The 21,844-nt window shown below is 63.1% G+C and carries 19 protein-coding genes and 2 tRNA genes; 17 read left to right on the forward strand and 4 right to left on the reverse strand.

Going from position 1 to position 21,844, the window contains the following annotated elements:
- Positions 1-54 precede the first annotated feature (54 nt).
- From EJB06_RS05685 to EJB06_RS05695, 3 genes are all read left to right on the forward strand, one after another.
- Positions 55-960: a patatin-like phospholipase family protein gene (locus EJB06_RS05685; protein WP_126073054.1), complete on the forward strand. Its 906-nt coding sequence runs from the start codon at positions 55-57 to the stop codon at positions 958-960.
- Between the two features lie 77 nt (positions 961-1,037).
- Positions 1,038-1,445, forward strand: coding sequence for a heme-binding protein (locus EJB06_RS05690; RefSeq protein ID WP_126073055.1), 408 nt, complete (start codon positions 1,038-1,040; stop codon positions 1,443-1,445).
- Between the two features lie 104 nt (positions 1,446-1,549).
- The gene (locus tag EJB06_RS05695; RefSeq protein ID WP_126073056.1) at positions 1,550-2,026 is read left to right on the forward strand and encodes a nuclear transport factor 2 family protein; all 477 of its coding nucleotides are present in this window, start codon (positions 1,550-1,552) and stop codon (positions 2,024-2,026) included.
- A 14-nt stretch (positions 2,027-2,040) separates the two neighbouring features.
- Here the strand turns inward: EJB06_RS05695 and EJB06_RS05700 are convergent, their stop codons facing one another.
- Positions 2,041-2,427, reverse strand: a complete 387-nt coding sequence (locus tag EJB06_RS05700; protein ID WP_126073057.1) for a hypothetical protein — start codon at positions 2,425-2,427, stop codon at positions 2,041-2,043.
- Positions 2,428-2,745: 318 nt separating this feature from the next.
- Here EJB06_RS05700 and carA point away from each other — a divergent pair, with 318 nt between their 5' ends.
- From carA to EJB06_RS05720, 4 genes are all read left to right on the forward strand, one after another.
- Positions 2,746-3,909, forward strand: coding sequence for a glutamine-hydrolyzing carbamoyl-phosphate synthase small subunit (gene carA / locus EJB06_RS05705; protein WP_126073058.1), 1,164 nt, complete (start codon positions 2,746-2,748; stop codon positions 3,907-3,909).
- 1 nt (position 3,910) lies between these two features.
- Positions 3,911-7,141, forward strand: a complete 3,231-nt coding sequence (gene carB, locus EJB06_RS05710) for a carbamoyl-phosphate synthase large subunit (protein WP_126073059.1) — start codon at positions 3,911-3,913, stop codon at positions 7,139-7,141.
- A 95-nt stretch (positions 7,142-7,236) separates the two neighbouring features.
- Entirely contained in the window at positions 7,237-7,716 is a 480-nt protein-coding gene (gene greA, locus EJB06_RS05715) for a transcription elongation factor GreA (protein ID WP_126073060.1), read from the forward strand.
- Complete coding sequence (locus EJB06_RS05720) at positions 7,716-8,165, forward strand: DUF4149 domain-containing protein (protein WP_126073061.1); 450 nt, start codon at positions 7,716-7,718, stop codon at positions 8,163-8,165. Before greA ends, EJB06_RS05720 begins: the two co-directional genes overlap by 1 nt.
- Positions 8,166-8,278: 113 nt before the next feature.
- Here EJB06_RS05720 and EJB06_RS05725 read toward each other — a convergent pair whose 3' ends face one another.
- Positions 8,279-8,749, reverse strand: a complete 471-nt coding sequence (locus tag EJB06_RS05725) for a YhbY family RNA-binding protein (protein ID WP_126073062.1) — start codon at positions 8,747-8,749, stop codon at positions 8,279-8,281.
- Positions 8,750-8,790: 41 nt separating this feature from the next.
- Between EJB06_RS05725 and EJB06_RS05730 the strand changes: the two genes are divergently transcribed.
- The 6 genes from EJB06_RS05730 (at position 8,791) to EJB06_RS05755 (ending at position 14,258) form a co-directional block, all read left to right on the forward strand.
- Positions 8,791-9,477, forward strand: coding sequence for an RlmE family RNA methyltransferase (locus EJB06_RS05730; RefSeq protein WP_126073063.1), 687 nt, complete (start codon positions 8,791-8,793; stop codon positions 9,475-9,477).
- Between the two features lie 192 nt (positions 9,478-9,669).
- Complete coding sequence (gene ftsH / locus EJB06_RS05735) at positions 9,670-11,559, forward strand: ATP-dependent zinc metalloprotease FtsH (protein ID WP_126073064.1); 1,890 nt, start codon at positions 9,670-9,672, stop codon at positions 11,557-11,559.
- A 97-nt stretch (positions 11,560-11,656) separates the two neighbouring features.
- Entirely contained in the window at positions 11,657-12,505 is an 849-nt protein-coding gene (gene folP / locus EJB06_RS05740; RefSeq protein ID WP_126073065.1) for a dihydropteroate synthase, read from the forward strand.
- Between the two features lie 30 nt (positions 12,506-12,535).
- Entirely contained in the window at positions 12,536-13,873 is a 1,338-nt protein-coding gene (gene glmM / locus EJB06_RS05745) for a phosphoglucosamine mutase (protein WP_126073066.1), read from the forward strand.
- Between the two features lie 159 nt (positions 13,874-14,032).
- Positions 14,033-14,109 (forward strand) — tRNA-Pro (locus EJB06_RS05750).
- Between the two features lie 72 nt (positions 14,110-14,181).
- Positions 14,182-14,258: transfer RNA gene (locus EJB06_RS05755), tRNA-Arg, on the forward strand.
- Between the two features lie 198 nt (positions 14,259-14,456).
- Here EJB06_RS05755 and EJB06_RS05760 read toward each other — a convergent pair.
- The gene (locus EJB06_RS05760; RefSeq protein ID WP_307720438.1) at positions 14,457-15,554 is read right to left on the reverse strand and encodes a catalase family protein; all 1,098 of its coding nucleotides are present in this window, start codon (positions 15,552-15,554) and stop codon (positions 14,457-14,459) included.
- 186 nt (positions 15,555-15,740) lie between these two features.
- On the opposite strand from EJB06_RS05760, the gene EJB06_RS05765 reads away from it, so the two are divergent.
- Both EJB06_RS05765 and EJB06_RS05770 read left to right on the forward strand, forming a co-directional pair.
- A complete protein-coding gene (locus EJB06_RS05765) occupies positions 15,741-16,397 on the forward strand; it encodes a M949_RS01915 family surface polysaccharide biosynthesis protein (protein WP_164557830.1) in 657 nt (218 codons plus the stop codon).
- 35 nt (positions 16,398-16,432) lie between these two features.
- Positions 16,433-16,768 carry a winged helix-turn-helix transcriptional regulator gene (locus EJB06_RS05770; RefSeq protein ID WP_126073068.1) on the forward strand — a complete coding sequence of 112 codons (336 nt, stop codon included), beginning with the start codon at positions 16,433-16,435 and terminating at the stop codon, positions 16,766-16,768.
- Here EJB06_RS05770 and EJB06_RS05775 read toward each other — a convergent pair.
- Positions 16,765-17,322 carry an NAD(P)H-dependent oxidoreductase gene (locus EJB06_RS05775; RefSeq protein WP_126073069.1) on the reverse strand — a complete coding sequence of 186 codons (558 nt, stop codon included), beginning with the start codon at positions 17,320-17,322 and terminating at the stop codon, positions 16,765-16,767. The genes EJB06_RS05770 and EJB06_RS05775 overlap by 4 nt on opposite strands.
- 182 nt (positions 17,323-17,504) lie before the next feature.
- On the opposite strand from EJB06_RS05775, the gene EJB06_RS05780 reads away from it, so the two are divergent.
- Positions 17,505-20,942, forward strand: a complete 3,438-nt coding sequence (locus EJB06_RS05780) for a chemotaxis protein CheB (RefSeq protein WP_126073070.1) — start codon at positions 17,505-17,507, stop codon at positions 20,940-20,942.
- Positions 20,932-21,843, forward strand: coding sequence for a PAS domain-containing protein (locus EJB06_RS05785; RefSeq protein ID WP_126073071.1), 912 nt, complete (start codon positions 20,932-20,934; stop codon positions 21,841-21,843). The genes EJB06_RS05780 and EJB06_RS05785 overlap by 11 nt, the downstream gene beginning before the upstream one ends.
- Position 21,844: the final 1 nt, after the last annotated feature.

Below are 21,844 nucleotides of genomic sequence, written 5' to 3' on the forward strand. Positions count from 1 at the left end.
ACGGCACGCTCCTTAGCAGGTACAATCGTGGTCTTCGCTTCCCTGACGACCACTATGTTTACCAAACGCCGTTCCCTGATCGCCCTTGCCGTCCTGCTCGCCGGCTGCGGCACGACTCCGCCACCTCCGCCGCCCGCCGTGGCCCAACCGGCCGCCGCCCCGGCGCCCAAGAAAATCCGCATCGGCCTGGCCCTGGGCGGCGGCGCCGCGCGCGGCTTCGCCCACATCGGCGTGATCAAGGCGCTCGAAGCCCAGGGCATTTATCCGGACATCGTGGTCGGCACCAGCGCCGGCAGCGTGGTCGGCGCCATGTATGCCGCCGGCAACGACGGCTTCGCCCTGCAAAAAACCGCCATGGAAATGGACGAGGCCGAAATTTCCGACTGGGCCATGCCGCTGTTCGGCAAGTCTTCCGGCGTGCTCAAGGGCGACGCCCTGCAGAACTATGTGAACAAGGCGGTCAAGAACGCCCCGATCGAAAAGCTCAAGATTCCCTTCGGCGCCGTCGCCACAGACCTGAACAACGGCCAGCCGATCCTGTTCAGGCGCGGCAACACCGGGCAGGCGGTGCGTGCTTCCTCGTCCGTGCCGAGCGTGTTCCAGCCGGTGCGCATCGGCGACCGCTCATATGTCGACGGCGGCCTGGTGGCGCCGGTGCCGGTGCGTTTTGCCCGCGAAATGGGGGCCGATTTCATTATCGCCGTCAATATTTCGAGCCAGACCGACGCGCAGGCGGCCGTCAGTTCGCTGGAAGTGCTGATGCAAACCTTCGCCATCATGGGCCAGCGCCTCAATCACTATGAACTCAAGGATGCGGACGTCGTCATCGCGCCGTCCCTGCCCAAGATGGGCAGTAACGATTTTGCCAGCCGCAATCGCGCGATCCTGGCCGGCGAGCAGGCGGCGGCGGCCGTAATGCCGCAGATCAAGGCCAAGCTCAAGGCGCGCCAGCAGTCATAAAGGCTATAGCCATACCAATATCGGCAAGCCACGCGCTTGCCGTAAAATGGCCCGCATTAATCACTTGGGATATCAACATGCCATCGAAACCGTACCTGAACTTCGCCGACGTCCAGAAAATCGCTGCCGCCGCGCAAGCCGAAGCCATCGCCAACAACTGGGCGGTGACCATCGCCATCTGCGACGACGGCGGCCACCTGCTGTCGCTGCAACGCCTGGACGGCGCCGCGCCGCTGTCCTCGCACATCGCGCCATCGAAGGCCAAGACGGCGGCCCTGGGCCGGCGCGAGAGCAAGGTGTATGAAGACATCATCAACAACGGCCGCACCGCCTTCCTCACCGTGCCGTTCGTCGAAGGCATGCTCGAAGGCGGCGTGCCGGTGATCGTCGACGGCCATGTGATCGGCGCCGTGGGCGTGTCCGGCGTGAAGTCGGACCAGGATGCGCAGATCGCCAAGGCCGGCATTGCCGCACTGGCGCAGTAATACATCGGCGGCAATGCCGATCTGATCCGGTTTTCGCGGCCGCTCTGCTTACCACAGATGCGGCCGCATTCGCTTATGCTGTGATTCCCCTTTGGAGAGCCAATATGACCGAATCCGCGAGCCGTCCGCCACTGCCGCCGTTTACCCTAGACTGCGCCACGCTCAAGGTGCGCCTGGCCGAAGACGGCTGGAATTCGCGCGACCCGGCGCGCGTGGCGCTGGCCTATACCGCCGACAGCCGCTGGCGCAACCGCGCCGAGTTCGTTACCGGGCGCGAGGCCATCGTCGGCCTGCTGACGCGCAAATGGGTGCGCGAGCTCGACTATCGCCTGATCAAGCAATTGTGGGCCTTCGGCGGCAAGCGCATCGCCGTGCGCTTCGCCTACGAGTGGCGCGACGACGCCGGCAACTGGTTCCGCTCCTACGGCAACGAGAACTGGGAATTCGACGAGCAGGGCTTGATGGCGCTGCGCCATGCGAGCATCAACGACCTGCCGATCCGCGAGCAGGAGCGCAAGTTCCACTGGCCCCTGGGCCGGCGCCCGGACGATCATCCGGGCTTGAGCGAACTCGGCCTTTAATGGCGGCCTCCCGCTCAGGCGTGGATCAGCGGGCCTTCCGGCGCGGTATCGACGGCCTTGGTGCGTTCCAGCCAGGCCATCAGCAGTTCCATGTCGCGCACCTCGATTTCGGGCCCCTGGACAAAGCCGATCTGCGCCAGGTTGCTGGCGTCGCAGACCAGCTTGTTTACCGTCGGCGACAGCTCGACCATTCTCCCGTACGCCTTCCACACCTTGCTTTCCCATTTATGCAGGGCGGAATCGTTGAAGCGGTTGTTTTCGAAGTAGACGGTGACCGAACCGTCGCTGTTGCCGAAGCCGACCATGCCCGAGCCGTTTTTCAGCATCGAGCCGACCGCTTCTTCCGCGTTGACCTTGGGCACGAACACGGCTGCCCGTCCGCCCGGGTTGGGGCGCTCCATCGGCGTATCTCTTCCAAACGTAGACATAATCACATTTCCCGATAAATGTTTGCCTGGCGATGCTCGCTCAAATGTAGCGAGGAGCGTTGGCGATGTCCAGCAAAAGCGCGAAAAGCGATGCAAATGCGCCCGCCGGCGATTGCCGGAAGGGCTGGCTTGCGCTATAATTTGGAGGTTTAGCCATTCATACACCTACCGTAGCGACTACCCACCATCCCTCATTCAACATGACACCATCCCCCAGCGCCAAGCGCAGCGGGAATCCATGGTCGTCGGTCTGACGTGGCGCAGCTACGGTAACTTTATCAGGAGTTGCCCTTGCCGCCATTTTTTTCTGGCCCCGCCGTTCCAGCCATCCTGGCTCTCGCCGACGGAACGATATTTAAAGGTTTTTCCATTGGCGCCGCCGGCCATACCACCGGGGAAGTCGTGTTCAACACGGCCATGACCGGTTACCAGGAAATCCTGACCGATCCAAGCTATTCGCGCCAGCTGGTCACGCTGACCTATCCGCACATCGGCAATACGGGCGTCAATCCGGAAGACGTCGAGGCAAGCAAGGTCCACGCCGCCGGCTTGATCATACGCGACCTGCCGCTGCTGGCATCGAACTTCCGTTCGACCCAGTCGCTGTCCGATTACCTCAAGGCCGAAAACATCGTTGCCATTGCCGGCATCGATACCCGCAAGCTGACCCGCTTGCTGCGCGAGAAGGGCGCGCAGGGCGGCGCCATTCTGGTCGGCACGCAGGGCAACGAGCCGTCGCAGGTACAGGCGCTGGAACTGGCACGCTCGTTCCCGGGCCTGGCCGGCATGGACCTGGCCAAGGTGGTCTCGACCACCGCCGCGTACGAATTCACCGAGACCGAATGGACGCTCGGCAAAGGCTACGGCAAGCTCACCGACGCCAAGTTCCACGTGGTCGCTTTCGACTACGGCGTCAAGCGCAACATCCTGCGCATGCTGACCGAACGCGGCTGCAAAGTGACCGTGCTGCCGGCCCAGTCCAGCGCCGCCGACGCCCTGGCCCTCAATCCGGACGGGATTTTTCTCGCCAACGGCCCGGGCGACCCGGAGCCGTGCGATTACGCGATCGCGGCCAGCAAGGAGCTGATCGAGCGCGGCATCCCGACCTTCGGCATCTGCCTCGGTCACCAGATCATGGCGCTCGCTTCCGGCGCGCGCACGCTCAAGATGAAGTTCGGCCACCACGGCGCCAACCACCCGGTGCAGGATCTCGATTCGCGCAAGGTGATGATCACCTCGCAGAACCACGGTTTCGCGGTCGACGCGCAAACCCTGCCGGCCAACTGCCGCGTGACCCACGTATCGCTGTTCGACGGCTCGCTGCAGGGCTTCGCCCGCACCGACAAGCCGGCCTTCTGCTTCCAGGGCCACCCTGAAGCGTCGCCGGGCCCGAACGATGTAGCTTACCTGTTTGACCGCTTCATCAGCCTGATGCAAGCCGCGGAGAATAAATAATATGCCAAAACGTAGTGACATTAAAAGTATCCTGATCATTGGCGCAGGCCCGATCATCATCGGCCAGGCGTGCGAGTTCGATTATTCCGGCGCCCAGGCGTGCAAGGCGCTGCGCGAGGAGGGCTACAAGGTCATCCTCGTCAACAGCAACCCGGCGACCATCATGACCGACCCCGAGATGGCGGACGTGACCTACATCGAGCCGATCACCTGGAAAGTCGTCGAGCGCATCATCGCCAAGGAACGTCCTGACGCGATCCTGCCGACCATGGGCGGCCAGACCGCGCTCAATTGCGCGCTCGACCTGCACAACAACGGCGTACTGAAACAGTACAACGTGGAGCTGATCGGCGCCTCGCCGGAAGCCATCGACAAGGCCGAAGACCGCTCCAAGTTCAAGGAAGCGATGACCAGGATCGGCCTCGGTTCGGCGCGTTCCGGCGTGGCGCACTCGATGGAAGAATCGTGGGCCGTGCAGCGCGAGCTGGGCTTCCCGACCATCATCCGTCCATCGTTTACCATGGGCGGCACGGGCGGCGGCATCGCCTACAACGAAGAAGAATTCGAGACCATCTGCAAGCGCGGCCTGGAAGCGTCGCCGACCAAGGAACTCTTGATCGAAGAATCGCTGATCGGCTGGAAAGAGTACGAGATGGAAGTGGTGCGCGACAAGGCGGACAACTGCATCATCATCTGCTCGATCGAAAACCTCGACCCGATGGGCGTGCACACCGGCGACTCGATCACCGTGGCGCCGGCGCAGACCCTGACCGACAAGGAATACCAGATCATGCGTAACGCCTCGCTGGCGGTGCTGCGCGAGATCGGCGTCGACACGGGCGGCTCGAACGTGCAGTTCTCGATCAACCCGGCCGACGGCCGCATGATCGTCATCGAAATGAATCCGCGCGTGTCGCGTTCCTCCGCGCTGGCCTCGAAGGCGACCGGTTTTCCGATCGCGAAGATCGCTGCCAAGCTGGCGGTGGGCTTCACGCTCGACGAACTGCGCAACGAAATCACCGGCGGCGCCACGCCTGCCTCGTTCGAACCGTCGATCGACTACGTGGTCACCAAGATCCCGCGCTTCACGTTCGAAAAATTCCCGGCCGCCGACCACCACCTGACCACCCAGATGAAGTCCGTCGGTGAAGTCATGGCGATCGGCCGCACCTTCCAGGAATCGTTCCAGAAGGCCCTGCGCGGGCTGGAAGTGGGCGTCGACGGCCTGAACGAAAAGACGCGCGACCGCGAAAAGATCGAAGAAGAACTCGGCGAACCCGGCCCGGACCGCATCTGGTACGTGGGCGACGCCTTCGCCCAGGGCTTCACCCTGGAAGAAGTGCACCAGCTGACCCACATCGATCCGTGGTTCCTGGTGCAGATCAAGGAAATCGTCGACATCGAACTCTGGCTCGATACGCAGAAGCTCGAAGCGATCGACAAGCCGACCCTGTACAAACTCAAGCAAAAAGGCTTCTCGGACCGGCGCCTGGCCTTCCTGCTGCACACGAGCGACAAAGTCGTGCGCGAGACGCGCCATGCGATGGGCATCCGTCCGGTGTACAAGCGGGTCGACACCTGCGCGGCCGAATTTTCGACCGACACCGCGTACATGTACTCGACCTACGATGAAGAGTGCGAGTCCAACCCGAGCGACAAGAAAAAGATTATGGTGCTGGGCGGTGGCCCGAACCGCATCGGCCAGGGTATCGAATTCGATTACTGCTGCGTGCACGCGGCGCTGGCGATGCGCGAAGACGGCTACGAGACCATCATGGTCAACTGCAATCCGGAGACCGTGTCGACCGACTACGATACCTCGGATCGCCTGTACTTCGAATCGCTGACGCTGGAAGACGTGCTGGAAATTGTCGCCATCGAAAAACCGGTCGGCGTGATCGTGCAGTACGGCGGCCAGACGCCACTGAAGCTGGCGCTCGACCTGGAAGCGAACGGCGTGCCGATCATCGGCACCTCGCCCGACATGATCGACGCCGCCGAAGACCGCGAACGCTTCCAGCAGATGCTGCAAAAGATGGACCTGCGCCAGCCGCCTAACCGCACCGCGCGCACCGAAGCCGAAGCGCTGGCGCTGGCGCAGGAAATCGGCTATCCGCTGGTGGTGCGTCCATCCTACGTGCTGGGCGGCCGGGCGATGGAAATCGTCCACGAACAGCGCGACCTGGAACGCTACATGCGCGAAGCGGTCAAGGTATCGCACGATTCGCCGGTGCTGCTGGACCGCTTCCTGAACGACGCCATCGAAGTCGACGTCGACTGCATCTCCGACGGCGAGACCACCTTCATCGGCGGCGTGATGGAGCACATCGAGCAGGCTGGCGTGCACTCGGGCGACTCGGCCTGTTCGCTGCCGCCGTACTCGCTGTCGCAGGAGACCATCGATGAACTCAAGCGCCAGACCTCGCTGATGGCCAAGGGCCTGAACGTGGTCGGCCTGATGAACGTGCAGTTCGCGATCCAGAAGACCGAAGTCGATGGCGCCATGCTTGACACGGTGTTCGTGCTGGAAGTGAACCCGCGCGCGTCGCGCACGGTGCCGTTCGTGTCCAAGGCGACCGGCCTGCAGCTGGCCAAGATCGCGGCGCGCTGCATGGTCGGCCAGACCCTCGCATCGCAGGGCATCACGACCGAAGTCGTGCCGCCGTTCTTCAGCGTCAAGGAAGCCGTGTTCCCGTTCGTGAAATTCCCTGGCGTGGACACCATTCTCGGACCCGAGATGAAGTCCACCGGTGAAGTCATGGGCGTGGGCATGACCTTCGGCGAAGCGTTCGTCAAGTCGCAGATGGGCGCCGGCGTCAAGCTGCCCGAATCGGGCAAGGTGTTCCTGTCGGTGAAGGGCTCGGACAAGCCGCGCGCGGTGAAAGTGGCGCGCGACCTGCAGTCGATGGGCTTCCAGGTCGTCGCGACCAAGGGCACGGCGGCCGTGATCACGGCGGCGGGCATTCCGTGCCAGGCCGTGAACAAGATGATCGAAGGCCGTCCGCACGTGGTCGACATGATCAAGAACCACGAGATCGCGCTGGTGATCAACACGGTCGAAGAAAAACGCAGTGCGATCGTCGACTCGCGCCAGATCCGGATTTCGGCTTTGGCCGCGCGCGTGACGACTTACACTACAATAGCGGGTGCGGAGGCTGCGGTCGAAGGCATGCGTCATCTCGACGAGTTGCGGGTGTACGATTTACAAGGCCTGCATAAAACCTTAAACTAAGCGGCACGCAGTACCCCTGACCACAGGGCGCGCGACGGACAGCCTCCATCGCGCGCCCTGTGGTTTTCACTTTTCAGTAGAAACGCGAATACGACATGAACACAACCGTTCCACTTACCAAATACGGCGCCGAACTGCTCAAGGAAGAGCTGCACCAGCTCAAGACCAAGGAGCGCCGCATTGTGATCGACGCGATCGCCGAGGCGCGCTCGCACGGCGATCTGTCCGAAAACGCCGAATACGACGCCGCCAAGGAGCGCCAGGCGTTCGTCGAAGGCCGCATCGCGGAGCTGGAAGGCAAATTGGGCGCCGCGCAGATCATCGATCCGACCACCCTCGACGCCGAAGGGCGCGTGGTGTTCGCATCGACCGTGGACCTGGAAGACCTGGAAAACGGCGCCAAAGTGACCTACCAGATCGTGGGCCTGGACGAAGCGGACCTGAAACTCAATAAAGTGTCGGTGACCTCGCCGATCGCGCGCGCGCTGATCGGCAAATACGCCGGCGACGTGGTCGAAGTGCAGGCGCCATCGGGCCCGCGCGAATACGAAATCCTCGAAGTCAAGTACATCTGATGCTGCTCGCGCGGGTTCGCCTGCTGCTGGTGACGGCATGGGCGGGCAGTTTGTGGACGGTCGGTTACCTGGTGGCCCCGACCCTGTTCCGCACCTTGTCCGACAGCGTGCTGGCCGGGACCATCGCGGGCAGCATGTTCCGCAGCGAGGCCATCGTGTCGCTGGTGTGCGGCGCGGGCTTGCTGGCCGTGCTGGCGCTGGACCGGGCGATCGACGCCAGGCGGCGGCGCGTGCTGATGCTGGTGGTGGCGGCGATGCTGGCGCTGCAGGCGGTCAGCAGCCTGGGGCTGGGACCGATGATGGCGGCGCTGAAAGAAGCGGCGCCGGGCGGCGTGATGGAAGGCGCCGCGCGCAAGCAGTTCGGCATGCTGCACGGAATCTCGATGGGCTTGTATCTGATCCAGAGCGTGCTGGCGGCGGTGCTGGTGTTGAAGAACCCGAGGCCGTAATGCTGGTCGCCACTGCGGTATCTGCCACTGTCGCTGTTCTCGCCACTAGCGCGTCGTTCCCGGCCTAGGCCGGGAACGACGCTGCAGAGGCGGTAACGCAGGCGACGCCGGGATTATTTCCCCAGTGCGCTTTTCTTCTGGCTGCTCTGGCGCGGCTTGGCGCGCTTGATGGAGCCGCCTTCCGTCACACGCTCATTTCCCTTGATCATGACCTTGGTCACGGACGGGCGCTTGGTACCGCTTGCGCTCGCTTTAACAATGGTTACTTCGCGCATTCCTTTACCCGACTTGCCGCTGCGTTCCTTGACCACTTCCACTTTGGGGCGGTAAATAACCAGCAGTTTGCCGATGTGTTGCACCGGAGCCGCATCGAGCTCGGTACAAATGTTCTCGTAGATTTCTGTGCGCATGGCGCGGTCGTCGCCGAACACGCGGACCTTGATCAGGCCGTGCGAGTCGAGGCTGGCCGAGATCTCCTTGATCACGGCTGGCGTCAGGCCCGCTTCGCCGATGATGACGACAGGCTTCAGCGCGTGGGCTTCAGCGCGCAGTGCACTGCGCTCGACGGGGGTAAGTTTTTGCATAATATTTTTAGATAATCCTTTAAAAGCAGTATTCTACGCGAATGGCAAAGAACAAATTAAACAAAAACTGGTTGCACGACCACATAAACGACCCCTACGTGAAGTTGGCGCAGAAAGAGGGTTACCGTGCACGCGCCGCCTACAAGCTCAAGGAAATCGACGAGAGCGAGAAGCTGATCAAATCCGGCCAGGTCATCGTCGACCTCGGCTGCACCCCGGGCAGCTGGGGCCAGTACGTGCGGCGCAAGCTGGCCGGCAAGGATGGCGGCGGCATCAACGGCACCATCATCGGCCTCGACATGCTGCCGATGGAGCCGATCGCCGACATGCACTTCATCCTCGGCGACTTCCGCGAAGCGCGCATCCTGCGCCAGCTCGACACCATCCTGGCCGGGCGCAAGTGCGACCTGGTGCTGTCGGACATGGCGCCCAACCTGTCGGGCATCCCCACGGCCGACGCCGCCCGCATGGAGCACCTGATCGACCTCGCCATTGAGTTTTCGCAATTCCACATGAAACCGGGCGGCGCGCTGGTGGTCAAATGTTTCAAGGACATGGGTTTCAGCCAGATCGTGGAGCACTTCCGGGCCGAGTTCAAGGTGGTCAAGCAGATCAAGCCGAAGGCCAGCCGCGACAAATCGTCCGAGATTTTCCTGGTCGGCAAGGGGCTGAAAAATCCTACCGACAAGAATACCGCACTGGAAGAGGAATCTCCCCTTGATATTTGACGGGTTTAGCCGCACATCAGCCAAGGAAAGCCGCAAAAGGCATGGAAATTGGGTAAGAATTGCCTAATATTCATGGCTTTTCAGTAGTTTTTCAGCCCGGCAGCGGGGCGTGCGTGGCACCGCCTGCTTATTGCGAGTAAAATCGGCGTTCTAAAATCGGTAAAAAGATGCGCCTGCATCGAAGGAGTTTTCGTGAATAATATGTTTTCAAAATCCGCCATCTGGGTTGTCGTTGCCCTGCTGCTGTTCATGCTGTTCCGGCAGTTCGACAACAACAGCGTTGCCGGCGGCAGCAAGTCCATCCCTTATTCCGAACTGCTCGATGACGTGAAGGCACGGCGCATCAAGGAAGTGCTGATCGAGGGCCCGAACATCACCGCCACCCGCCTGGACGACACCAAGGTGCGCGCCACCGCGACCCTGCTCGACCGTGGCCTGGTGGGCGACCTGCGCGAAGCGGGTGTGCGTTTCGACATCAAACCGCCGGAAGATCCCTCCTTCCTGCAAACCGTCTTCATTTCCTGGTTCCCGTTCCTGTTGCTGATCGGCGTATGGATTTTCTTCATGCGCCAGATGCAGGGCGGCGGCAAGGGTGGCGCTTTCTCCTTCGGCAAGTCGAAGGCCCGCATGATGGATGAAACCAACAACACCGTCACCTTCGCCGACGTCGCCGGTTGCGACGAAGCGAAGGAAGAAGTCAACGAGATCGTCGACTTCCTCAAGGACCCGACCAAGTTCCAGAAGCTGGGCGGCCGTATTCCGCGCGGCGTGCTGATGGTCGGCCCTCCGGGCACCGGCAAGACCCTGCTGGCACGCGCCATCGCCGGCGAAGCCAAGGTACCGTTCTTCTCGATTTCCGGTTCGGACTTCGTCGAAATGTTCGTCGGCGTGGGCGCGAGCCGCGTGCGCGACATGTTCGAGAACGCCAAGAAACACTCGCCTTGCATCATTTTCATCGACGAGATCGACGCGGTCGGCCGTCACCGTGGCGCCGGCATGGGCGGCGGCAACGACGAACGCGAACAGACCCTGAACCAGCTGCTGGTCGAGATGGACGGCTTTGAAGCGAGCTCCGGCGTGATCGTCGTGGCCGCCACCAACCGCGCCGACGTGCTCGACAAGGCGCTGCTGCGTCCGGGCCGTTTCGACCGCCAGGTCATGGTCGGCCTGCCGGACATCCGCGGCCGCGAACAGATTCTCAATGTGCATATGCGCAAGGTACCGATCGGCGCCGACGTCAAGGCCGACATCCTGGCACGCGGTACGCCGGGCTTCTCGGGCGCCGACCTGGCCAACCTGGTCAATGAAGCAGCCCTGTTCGCCGCGCGCCGCAGCAAGCGCCTGGTGGAAATGAGCGATTTCGAGGACGCGAAAGACAAGATCTACATGGGTCCGGAGCGCAAATCGATGGTCATGCGCGAAGAAGAACGCCGCAATACCGCCTACCACGAGTCCGGCCACGCCGTCATCGCCAAGCTCTTGCCCAAGGCCGATCCGGTGCACAAGGTCACCATCATGCCGCGCGGTTATGCACTGGGCCTGACCTGGCAGTTGCCTGAACACGACACCCTGTCCGGCTACAAGGACAAGATGCTGGAAGAAATCTCGATCCTGTTCGGTGGCCGTATCGCCGAAGAACTGTTCGTCGGTCAGATGTCGACCGGCGCGTCGAACGACTTTTCGCGTGCCACCAAGCTGGCGCGCTCGATGGTGACGCGCTTCGGCATGAGCGACAGCATGGGTGTGATGGTCTACGAAGACAGCGAAAACGAAGGTTTCTTCGGCGGCGCCACCAAGACCATCTCCGAGGCGACCCAGCAAAAGGTCGATGCCGAGATCCGTTCGATCCTCGACACGCAGTACGCGCTCTCGCGCCGCCTGCTGGAAGAGAACCGCGACAAGGTCGAAAAAATGACGCGCGCGCTGCTCGACTGGGAAACCATCGACGCCGACCAGATCAACGACATCATGGCCGGCAACGAGCCGCGCGAGCCGAAGTCGGGCATCCTGACCAAGCGCACGCCGCCACCGGGCGACAGCGGCTCGGGTGGTGTTTCACCAAACGCGACAGCACCGGCGTAAATTTCTCCGGTTCTTGCAAGGTTGTATATAATGCCGTTCAGACAAGACTGAGCGGCATTTTTTATGGTCGATCGATTAACATCATGATGTCAAGGTAATGCGACAATACTTTCAATGCGGCCGTTTTGGCTTCGATGTGGCCGCCAAACCCCTGGTCATGGGCATTCTCAACGTCACGCCCGATTCGTTTTCGGACGGCGGACGCTTCGGTTCGCTCGAATTCGCCCTCTCGCGCGCCGAAGAAATGGTGGGCGAGGGCGTCGACCTGATCGACATCGGCGGCGAATCGAGTCGTCCGGGCGCGCCCGCCCTGGCGCTGGACGAGGAGTTGCGCCGCGTAATGCCGGTGCTGTACGCGCTGCGCGACCTGGGCAAACCCGTGTCGATCGACACCTACAAACCCGAGGTCATGCGCGAAGCGATCCTGGCCGGCGTCGACATGATCAACGATATCAACGGGTTCCGCGCGCCTGGCGCGCTGGACGCGGTGGCGGGAAGCGACTGCGCCCTGTGCGTGATGCACATGCAGGATTCGCCGCAAACCATGCAGCAGGCGCCGGCCTACACTGATGTGGTGCGCGAGGTGACGGACTTCCTGCGCGAACGGGTCGAGGCCATGCTGGCCATCGGCATCGAGCGCGAGCGTATCTGCATCGACCCGGGTTTTGGTTTCGGCAAGACGGTGGAACACAACTACGCCTTGTTGCGCAATATCGGCAACATGCAGCGCGAACTGGGTCTGCCGGTGCTGGCCGGCGTGTCGCGCAAATCGATGATCGGCGCCGTGACCGGCAAGCCGGTCGAGCAGCGCCTGGCCGGCAGCCTTGCCGGCGCGCTGGCCGCAGTGGCGCAGGGCGCGCGCATCGTGCGCGTCCATGATGTGGTCGAAACGGTCGACGCACTGGCCGTGTGGCAAGCCGCCACGACGCATGCATTCATTAACTAATTCATTCATTTACTGAGTAAAAGAGAAAACATGGCACGTAAATATTTCGGTACCGACGGTGTGCGTGGGCTGGTGGGCGTTGCGCCGATCACCCCTGATTTCGTGATGCGCCTCGGCTACGCCGCCGGTAAGGTGATCGCCAAAACCAACGCCGCCTCCGGCCGTCCGACGGTCCTGATCGGCAAGGACACCCGGATTTCGGGCTATATGCTGGAGTCCGCCCTGGAAGCGGGCTTCAACGCCGCCGGCGTGGACGTGATGCTGGCCGGCCCGGCGCCGACCCCGGCCGTGGCTTACCTGACGCGCGCGCTGCGCCTGTCCGCCGGTGTCGTGATTTCCGCGTCGCACAACCCGTTCCAGGATAACGGCATCAAGTTCTTCTCCGAACACGGCACCAAGCTGCCGGACGCGGTCGAACAGGAAATCGAAGCCATGATCGACCAGCCGATGGAATGCGTGCCGGCCGAAAAGCTGGGCCGCGCCAAGCGCCTGGAAGATGCCAAGGGCCGCTACATCGAATTTTGCAAGAGCACCTTCCCGAACGAGCTCGACCTGCGCGGCCTGCGCATCGTGCTCGACTGCGCGCACGGCGCCGCCTACCACATCGCACCGCACGTGTTCCACGAGCTGGGCGCGGAAGTCATCGCCATCGGCAACAAGCCGAACGGCTTCAACATCAACGACGGCTTCGGCGCGACCGCACCGAAAGCCATGGCTGCCGCCGTGCTCGAACACCGCGCCGACCTGGGCATCGCGCTCGACGGCGACGCCGACCGCCTGGTCATGTGCGACAGCGCCGGCCGCATCTACAACGGCGACGAGCTGCTGTATGTGATGGTGCGCGACCGCATGATGACCGGCCCGGTGGCCGGCGCGGTGGGAACTCTGATGACGAATATGGCGCTGGAAGTGGCGTTCAAGGAACTCGGCGTCGGCTTCGCGCGCGCCAAGGTCGGCGACCGCTACGTGCTGGAAGTAATGAAAGAGAACGGCTGGCTGTTCGGCGGCGAAGGTTCGGGCCACCTGCTGGCGCTGGACAAGCACACCACCGGCGACGGCATCGTGTCCGCGCTGCAGGTCCTGTCCGCGCTCAAGCGCAGCGGCAAGGGCCTGGACAAGTGCTGCAGCGAACTGACCCTGTATCCGCAGACCTTGATCAACGTCAAGGTGCCTTCCGGCTTCGACTGGACCAAGAATGCCGAGATGGTGGCCGAGAAGGAGGCCGTGGAAGCCGAGCTGGGCAATACCGGCCGCGTGCTGATCCGCGCATCGGGCACCGAGCCGCTGATCCGCGTGATGGTGGAAGCGAAGAATGCCCAGGTCGCCGAATCGACCGCGCGCCGGATTGCCAGCAAGGTCACGGCGTAGGCAGGCGGTCGCGAAGGGGGAAGGCGCGCCGTGACGAGGTTGGCGCGCCGTGGTGTCGGTCATGGCGTTGGTGGCGAGTTTTCCTTGATTCAACATTTCACGGAAACTTCACGATGTGCCGTTGACGATTGCGATTCGCCCGACGTATAATAACGTCTTCGGAGTGTGGCGCAGTCCGGTAGCGCACCTGGTTTGGGACCAGGGGGTCCAAGGTTCGAATCCTTGTACTCCGACCAAGTTAAAGACGGGCTGTCATTCACGTGACAGCCCGTTTTCATTTCCGCGAGGTTTGCTCCTTGCGACAGATACTGCCCATAGCTCAGTTGGATAGAGCATCAGCCTTCTAAGCTGAGGGTCACAGGTTCGATTCCTGTTGGGCAGGCCAAAAAATGACCGATGAGAGGCCACTCACGCGGCGGGCGGCCGGCACAGCGCAGATCCTTGGAGCCGTCCGAACACGGTATGTCCCGGCAGCGCCGCAGCGGCGACTGCCGCATTTGCCGCCGTGCATGCTGTCAGTACGGCGGCGCTGAGTGCCTGTCTCGAACGCCTTCGACACGGTCGCGTAGTACAGATCGCAATGCTATGGCTTGTCGAGCGCAATGCCGGTCAATACCGCCGCATCACGCGGCTCGCCGACCGACACCCCATTCCGCGCGGCGCGAAAGCGCTTCGACATCGCGTACGCCGCCTTGCGCACCCGCATGATCGATCCGATCGGGCGATGGGCCGCCAACGCGTGCCACGGGTTGAACTGCATTCCGTCATCGACCGCCTTCGACAACGCCTCGCTCCACGCCGCCTGGGGCAGGGCGCGCAGGTGCGCCACGGTCACCCACGGGCTTTCCTCTTCCGGCCACGCGACTGACGCATCCTCGATCGGCATCGTCTCCAGATTCGTGCATAACTGGACGCGCAGCGCCCATTCTGCGCCATGGCCGGCGAAATGCGCCTGCACCACCGCGCGCAAACCATCCGGCGTACCCGACAGATCGACGCTCTGGCCGCTCAGGGCGATCAGTTCGGGTGACAGCGGCGCCAGCGATACCTTGGCCATGTACTCGCCATACAATATCGGCGCCTGGCTGAAATACGTCTCGCCCAGCGGATGGGTTTCCGGATGCCCGCCCAGCGATTTGATGGTGGCGCTTTCGCCGCCGACCGCTTCGATGACTTTCTCGGCGCCTTGCAGCACGGCGGAAAATGCACGCTTCAGCTTAGGCGCCTTGTCGGTGGTCGCCGCCAGCGGCTTCAAGCTCCCAAGAAACCGCCTGGCGCTCGGCGCCAGGAATACCGGTCCGTTGACCAGCACAAAGTCCTGCGTGCTGTCGCCTTCGCTGCCTTCAACGCGGGCGCCGGGTACCCCGATCACCTTCAGCGCCATGCCGCGCGGGGTGGATACCTTGTCGTCGAGCACATCCCCCGGCGTGGTGGAGAGCCGCATGACCACGGGCCAGCGGCCCGGCGCCGCAAACAATCCCTGCGCATAGGCGGGCGGCAAATCTTGTGCAACGCTGAGTTCACCCAGCAGCAAGCCGTGCGATTTGGCATGCACGCTGCGCGTCGCGTGACCGCTGTGTTCGTATGTTGTGGCGGAAATATGCTTGAGGCTTTCCAGCATGCCCGCCGTGGTTTCCGCCTCGCCATCTTCCTCGATTTCGAAGGCGGGGTCGTAGCGCAAGGGAGCGCCGCTCGGGCCGTTAGTGGTATGCATCTTGTATCCAGTAGGTGTGCGAAAATACAGTCTGGTCCGCTTTCGCGTTCGCGTCTGTGCCATTGCACACTGAAGCCGTCACTGTCCGGATCGGCCGGCGATGCCCCCGCCATGCGATTGTTTTTCCTTTGTCCAACGTTTCCGATCCGCCGCATGACATCCCTACCTCTTGCACACTTTGCCCTGCCGATCGCCCTGCTTGCCGCCGCAACGCCCGCCAGCGTGCGCGCGGCGCCTGCGCTGAGCCAGGCCCCGGTCCCGCCGGCGTTCCTGAAAACCGAAAACATCGCCGTCCCCGGCAAGCTGGTCAAGGCAGCACGCATCGAGGACGCCACGGGCGAACACCTCCTGGTCGTCAGCCTGCGCGCCGGGCCATCCGCCGCAGACAACGCCACGCCCGCCAGGGTCGAGCGCTACGATTTCTTCGCCTCGCTCTACACGCGTAAGGCAAGCCGCTGGGCGCGCGCGTGGCTGATCGAGGACGTGAACGATTGCCCGACCTTGGATTCCGAGGGGCAGTTTTTCCCAAAATACATCACCGTCACCGACCTCGACCAAAACGGCATCGCCGAAGTCACCGTGCCTTACAAGTTCTTCTGTGGCGGCGGGGTCGATTCCAGCACCCTGAAAGTGATCATGCGCCAGGGCGCGCAAAAATTCGCCGCGCGCGGACAGACGCTGGTCGGGGCCAACACGGAATCGGCCTTCGGAGGGGAACTGGTATTCGATCCCGCGCTGTCACTCAGGCAAAACGCCGTGTTCAAAGCGCATCTGCAATCGATTCGCGACAAGGTCTACATCGAACACTGATCTCCGGCGCGCACGCTCACTCTTCAATCCACCCAATGTCAAAACGAACGATCAACTTCCCGATCGACGCAACCGTCATCCTGATCGGCGGTAAATGGAAATGCGCCATCCTGTGCCACCTGATGGAAGGCAGCACGCGCTCCGGCCAGTTGCGCCGGATGATGTTCGGCATCACCCAAAAAGTGCTCACCGAGCAGCTGCGCGAGCTGGAAGCCGATGGCCTGATCGCCAAACTGTCCACGCCCGGCAAGGTCCCCATGGTCGAATATGCCGTCACGCCACTGGGCGCCACGCTCACGCCGATTATCGAAGCGATGTGCAACTGGGGCCAGGATTACCTGAGCGCGCATGGCATGGATCGTCCTGATTAAACGCCGCGCAAATACGCCAGATAGGCCGGCACGCTCGCTTCCACCTGTTCGCTCATGTCGCCGATATCCGGATCGGTCGGATCGTATTGCGCCCCGTAGAACACGAACGGCGCCACGCTGTTGGCCTGGATATACGAAAACGTGGCCTTCAGCGGCGCCAGCAGTTCGTCCACCGTGTAGTGATAACGCCCCTCGCGCCGGTAATCCTCCTGCCCGATGCCTGCCGAAATCGCAAAGCCGATGCGCTTGCCTTCCAGCTTGCGGTGCTCGGGCGCGCGGCCATAGGCAAAGCCGGGCAGCAGCACGTCGTCGAGCCACTGTTTCAACAGGGGAGGGGTGCTGAACCAGTAAAACGGAAACTGCAAGATAAGCGCCTCGTGTTCCAGCAACAGCGCCTGTTCCCGTTCCACGTCGAGCGCGTTTCCCGCGCCGTATACCCCATGCAGCTGGTGCACGGTAAATTCCCCGCTCCTTTCCTGCGCTTCGCGCAGCCAGCGCTTGTTGACGGTGGACGCGCCGATATGGGGATGCGTGACGATGATGAGTTTTTTCATGAATGCCGTCGGGGTCGGTGTCGAAGTGCGCCATCGTATTGCTCATCGCGGCGCCTGGAAAGTAGGTACAAAAATGTGCCTGCCCCCGCATTGGCCCGGCGAGCCGAATGTTATAGTACGGCCCGGTGCCTGCCGCCGCCAGCGCTGCGGGTCGATTCATCCACGATGTAGCTTCAGCCGCCATGACAAAAACCAGCACGACGCCGTCCACGCCCACCCTCCAGTCCGGCAGCGCGCCGGCCCGTCCGCGTGCCGGCACCGCCATCGTCGGCATCGGCGCCTCGGCCGGCGGACTCGAAGCGCTGGAACTGTTCCTGTCGGGCGTACCGGCCGACAGCGGCATGGCGTTCGTGGTCGTGCAGCATCTCGATCCGGTGCACAAAAACATCATGGTCGAGCTATTGCAACGCAGCACCAGCATGCCCGTCATCGAAATCGGCGACCGCATGCGGGTCGAGCCGAATCATCTCTACATCATCGCCCCGGACCGCGACCTGTCCATCCTGCATGGCGTCCTGCACCTGCTGGAACCGGCCGCGCCGCGCGGACTGCGCCTGCCGGTCGACTTTTTCCTGCGCGCGCTGGCCGCCGACCAGCAAGCCAACAGCATCGCCGTGATTCTCTCCGGCATGGGTGCCGACGGCTCGCTCGGCTTGCGCGCGATCAAGGAATGCGCGGGCGCGGTGTTCGTCCAGGATCCCGAGTCGGCCAAGTTCGACGGCATGCCGCGCAGCGCCATCGACGCCGGCCTGGCCGACGTGGTGGCGCCCGCAGAGGAATTGGCCGGCCGCATCCTGGCTTACCGCCGTCACGCGCCGCTGCCGGTCGCCCCGCCTGAACTGAGCTTTTCGGATGCCGACGGCAGCGCCCTGGACAAGATCGTCGTGATCCTGCGCGCCCAAAGCGGCCATGATTTTTCCTTCTACAAGAAAAGCACCATCTACCGCCGCATCGAGCGCCGCATGAGCCTGCACCAGCTGGCTGGCATCGCCGATTATGTGCGCTATGTGCGCGATAATGCGCACGAAGCGCAGTTGCTGTTCAAGGAATTGCTGATCGGCGTGACCAGCTTCTTCCGCGACCCCGCCGTGTGGGAACAGATCGAGGACGAAGTCATTCCCGCCCTGCTTGCCGCCCATCCGGAAGGCGCCACCCTGCGCGCCTGGACGGCGGCCTGTTCCACCGGCGAAGAAGCCTATTCGCTGGCCATCGCGTTTCGCGACACGATCGAGCGCCTCAAGCCGGAAGGGCGCTTCACCCTGCAAATCTTTGCAACCGATCTCGACAGCGATGCGATCGACCGCGCGCGCTCCGGTGAATTTCCCGGCAATATCGTGGCCGACATCAGCGAAGCGCGCCTGCGCCGCTATTTCGTGCAGCACGATGGCGGCTTTCGCGTGTGCAAGGAAATCCGCGAGATGGTCACCTTCGCACCGCAAAACCTGGTGATGGACCCGCCGTTCACCAAACTCGACCTGCTGACCTGCCGCAACCTGCTGATCTACCTGGAGGCCGACTTGCAGAAGAAACTGCTGCCGCTGTTTCACTACAGCCTGCGTCCGGGCGGCATCCTGGTGCTGGGCAGCGCCGAAACGGTGGGCGCCGCCAGCGACCTGTTTACGGCCTGGCCGGGCAAGACGCGCATCTACCAGCGCCGCGCCAGCAGCCCGCGCAGCGAGCCGCTGGATTTCCCGGCCTCCATTTACGGCCGCGCCCGCCGGGGCCTGGCCGAACCGATGCCGGCCGCCGGCGCGGCCCAGCCGGGCAACGCCAACGTGCAGACCTTGATCGATTCGCTGCTGCAGCAACGTTTTTCGCCCGCCGCCGTGCTGACCACCGACAAGGGCGACATCATCTATATCAGCGGCAAGACCGGCAAATACCTGGAACCGGCCGCCGGCAAGGCCAACCTGAACATCTTCGCCATGGCGCGCGAGGGGCTGGCCGGCGCCCTGAACGAAGTCTTCGCCCGCGTCGTGCGCGAGCAGGGCAGCCAGGTGCTCAAGGGCTTGCGCGTGGGCAGCAACGACGGCGCGCTGATGGTCAATGTCGAGGTGCACAGCCTGCAAGATCCGGCCCCGCTGCGCGGCATGGTCCTGATCGTGTTTTCGGACCAGCCCGCCGCCCGCGCCAAAGTGCCGCGCAAGGGCCAGTTGGCCGGTGCCGAAGCCGAGCGCATGGATGCGATGACGCAGGAAATCGCGCAATCGCGCGAAGAGTTGCAGCGCGCGCGCGAAGAGATGCAAACCTCGCAGGAAGAGTTGAAATCGACCAATGAGGAGTTGCAAAGCACCAACGAAGAACTGCAGAGCACCAACGAGGAACTGACCACCTCCAAGGAAGAGATGCAGTCGATGAACGAGGAGTTGCAGACGGTTAACCATGAGTTGTCGGCCAAGGTCGACGAATTGTCGCAAGCCAGCGACGACATGAAAAACCTGCTCAACAGCACCGACATCGCCACCCTGTTTCTCGACGAAGAGATGCGCATCCGGCGCTTCACCAACCGCATCACCGGCATCATCAAGCTGATCCCCAGCGATGCCGGGCGCCCGATTACCGACCTGGTCAGCACGCTCGACTACCCCTCGCTGGCCGACGATGCCCGCGAAGTGCTGCGCTCGCTGGTGTTTCGCGAAGTCCAGGTCGGCGCATTCGACGGCCGCTGGTTCAATGTGCGCATCATGCCTTACCGCACCCAGGACAACCGCATCGACGGCGTGGTCATCACCTTCATCGATATCAGCGCCGCGAAAACCCTGGAGCGCGCCTTGCGGCTCAGCGACGAGCGTTTCCGCATTGCGATCGAACACGCGCCGCTGACGGTCTTCAGCCAGGACCGCGACCTGCGCTACACCTGGGTCCACAACCTGCAGCCGCAACTGCGCTCGGGCGACGCGGTCGGCAAGACCGATGCCGACCTGTTGCCGCCGGAAGACGCCGCGCGCCTGTCCGCGCTCAAGCGCCAGGCGCTCGAACAGGGCATCAGCGTGCATACCGAAACCAGCGCGCACTTGCATGGCACCACGCATTTCTACGATTTTTTTGCCGAACCGGCGCGCGACCAGAGCGGCGCGATCATCGGCGTGTCCGGCATGGCCTGGGAAATCACCGAGCAGAAGCGCTCAGAAGCGCGTTTCCGGCAATTGCTGGAACATTCGCTGAACGCGGTCGCCTGCCATCAGGTACTGCTGGACGATGGCGTGCCGCGCGATTTCCTGGTGCTCGAAGTCAATCCGAAGTTCAAGGAATTGACCGGGCTGCAGGATGCGGTCGGCAAGCGCCAGTCGGAACTGTCCACCTCCATCTATCCTTTCAGCGCGGAACTGTTCGCAGCCTGCGTGCGGGTGGCGACCACGGGCAAGTCGGAGCGCCTGGACGTGGCTTGCAATGACGGCGCGCAATGGATCAACTGTGCGCTGTACTCGCCCGAGCCCGGTTATTTTATCTCGGTCAAGGAAGATGTAACGGAACGCCGGCGCCTGGCCGACACACTGAACCAGGCGCTGTCGGTATTGAAGCAGGGGAGCGCGCCGGGTGCGGCCCTGCAACAGATTGTGCAAGAGGCGCAGGCATTGCTGGAGCGCCACATTCCTCAGGAAAACCACCATGAACCGTGAACACACTTTGCAAGGGGCATCGCCAGCCGATCCCGACCTGCGGATGCGCGCGCACGAGCGCCTGTACGAGCAGGGACGCATGCCGGGGAACGGCGCCGCGCACCTCGACAATCCCCAGCGCCTGGTGCACGAATTGCAGGTGCACCAGGTCGAACTCGAATTGCAGAATGAACAGCTGGAAGCGGCGCGCGCCTGGATCGAGGCGGCCCTGGCCAGCTATATCGAACTGTTCGATTTCGCGCCGGTGGCCTACTTCACGCTCGACCGGGCCGGCAAGATCGCCGAGGCCAACCTGGCTGGCGCACGCCTGCTCGGCACCGAGCGCGCCCGCGTGATCGACAAGCGCCTGGGCGTGTTCGTGGCCGAAGCCGACCGCGGCCGCCTGGCGGCCTGCCTCAAGTCGCTGTTTGCCACCCAGTCCGATGCGCAGTGCGAGGTGGCGCTGGCGGCCAGGGACGGCGGCAGCCGCACGGTGGAACTGCGCACCACGCTGTCCAACAATGGCGAGACGTGCCGCGCCGTCATGATCGACGTCAGCCGGCGCAGCGCCGGCGAGCGCCGCGCGCAGCGCCTGGCGCAGGTGTTTACGCGTGCGCCCGAAGCGATGTTCCTCAGCGACCAGCAAGGCATTATTTCCGATGTGAACGACGCCTTCAGCGCGCTCACCGGCTACGCGCCCGAGGACGTGGTTGGCCAGCATCAGCGCCTGTTGCATTGCGAGAGCCGCGCGGCGGGGCTGGACCAGGACGTGATGCGCCTGCTCGCCCTGCACGGCAGCTGGCGCGGCGCCGTGCGGCTGCGGCGCAGCGACGGCGATGTGGTCGAGCTGATCCAGCAGATCGACGTGTTGCCCGACGACAGCGGCGTCCAGACCTGGGTGACGCGCTTCTCGCGGCCGTAGT

Origin of the sequence: Massilia atriviolacea (assembly GCF_003953935.1) — a bacterium.
GTDB lineage: Bacteria > Pseudomonadota > Gammaproteobacteria > Burkholderiales > Burkholderiaceae_D > Telluria_A > Telluria_A atriviolacea.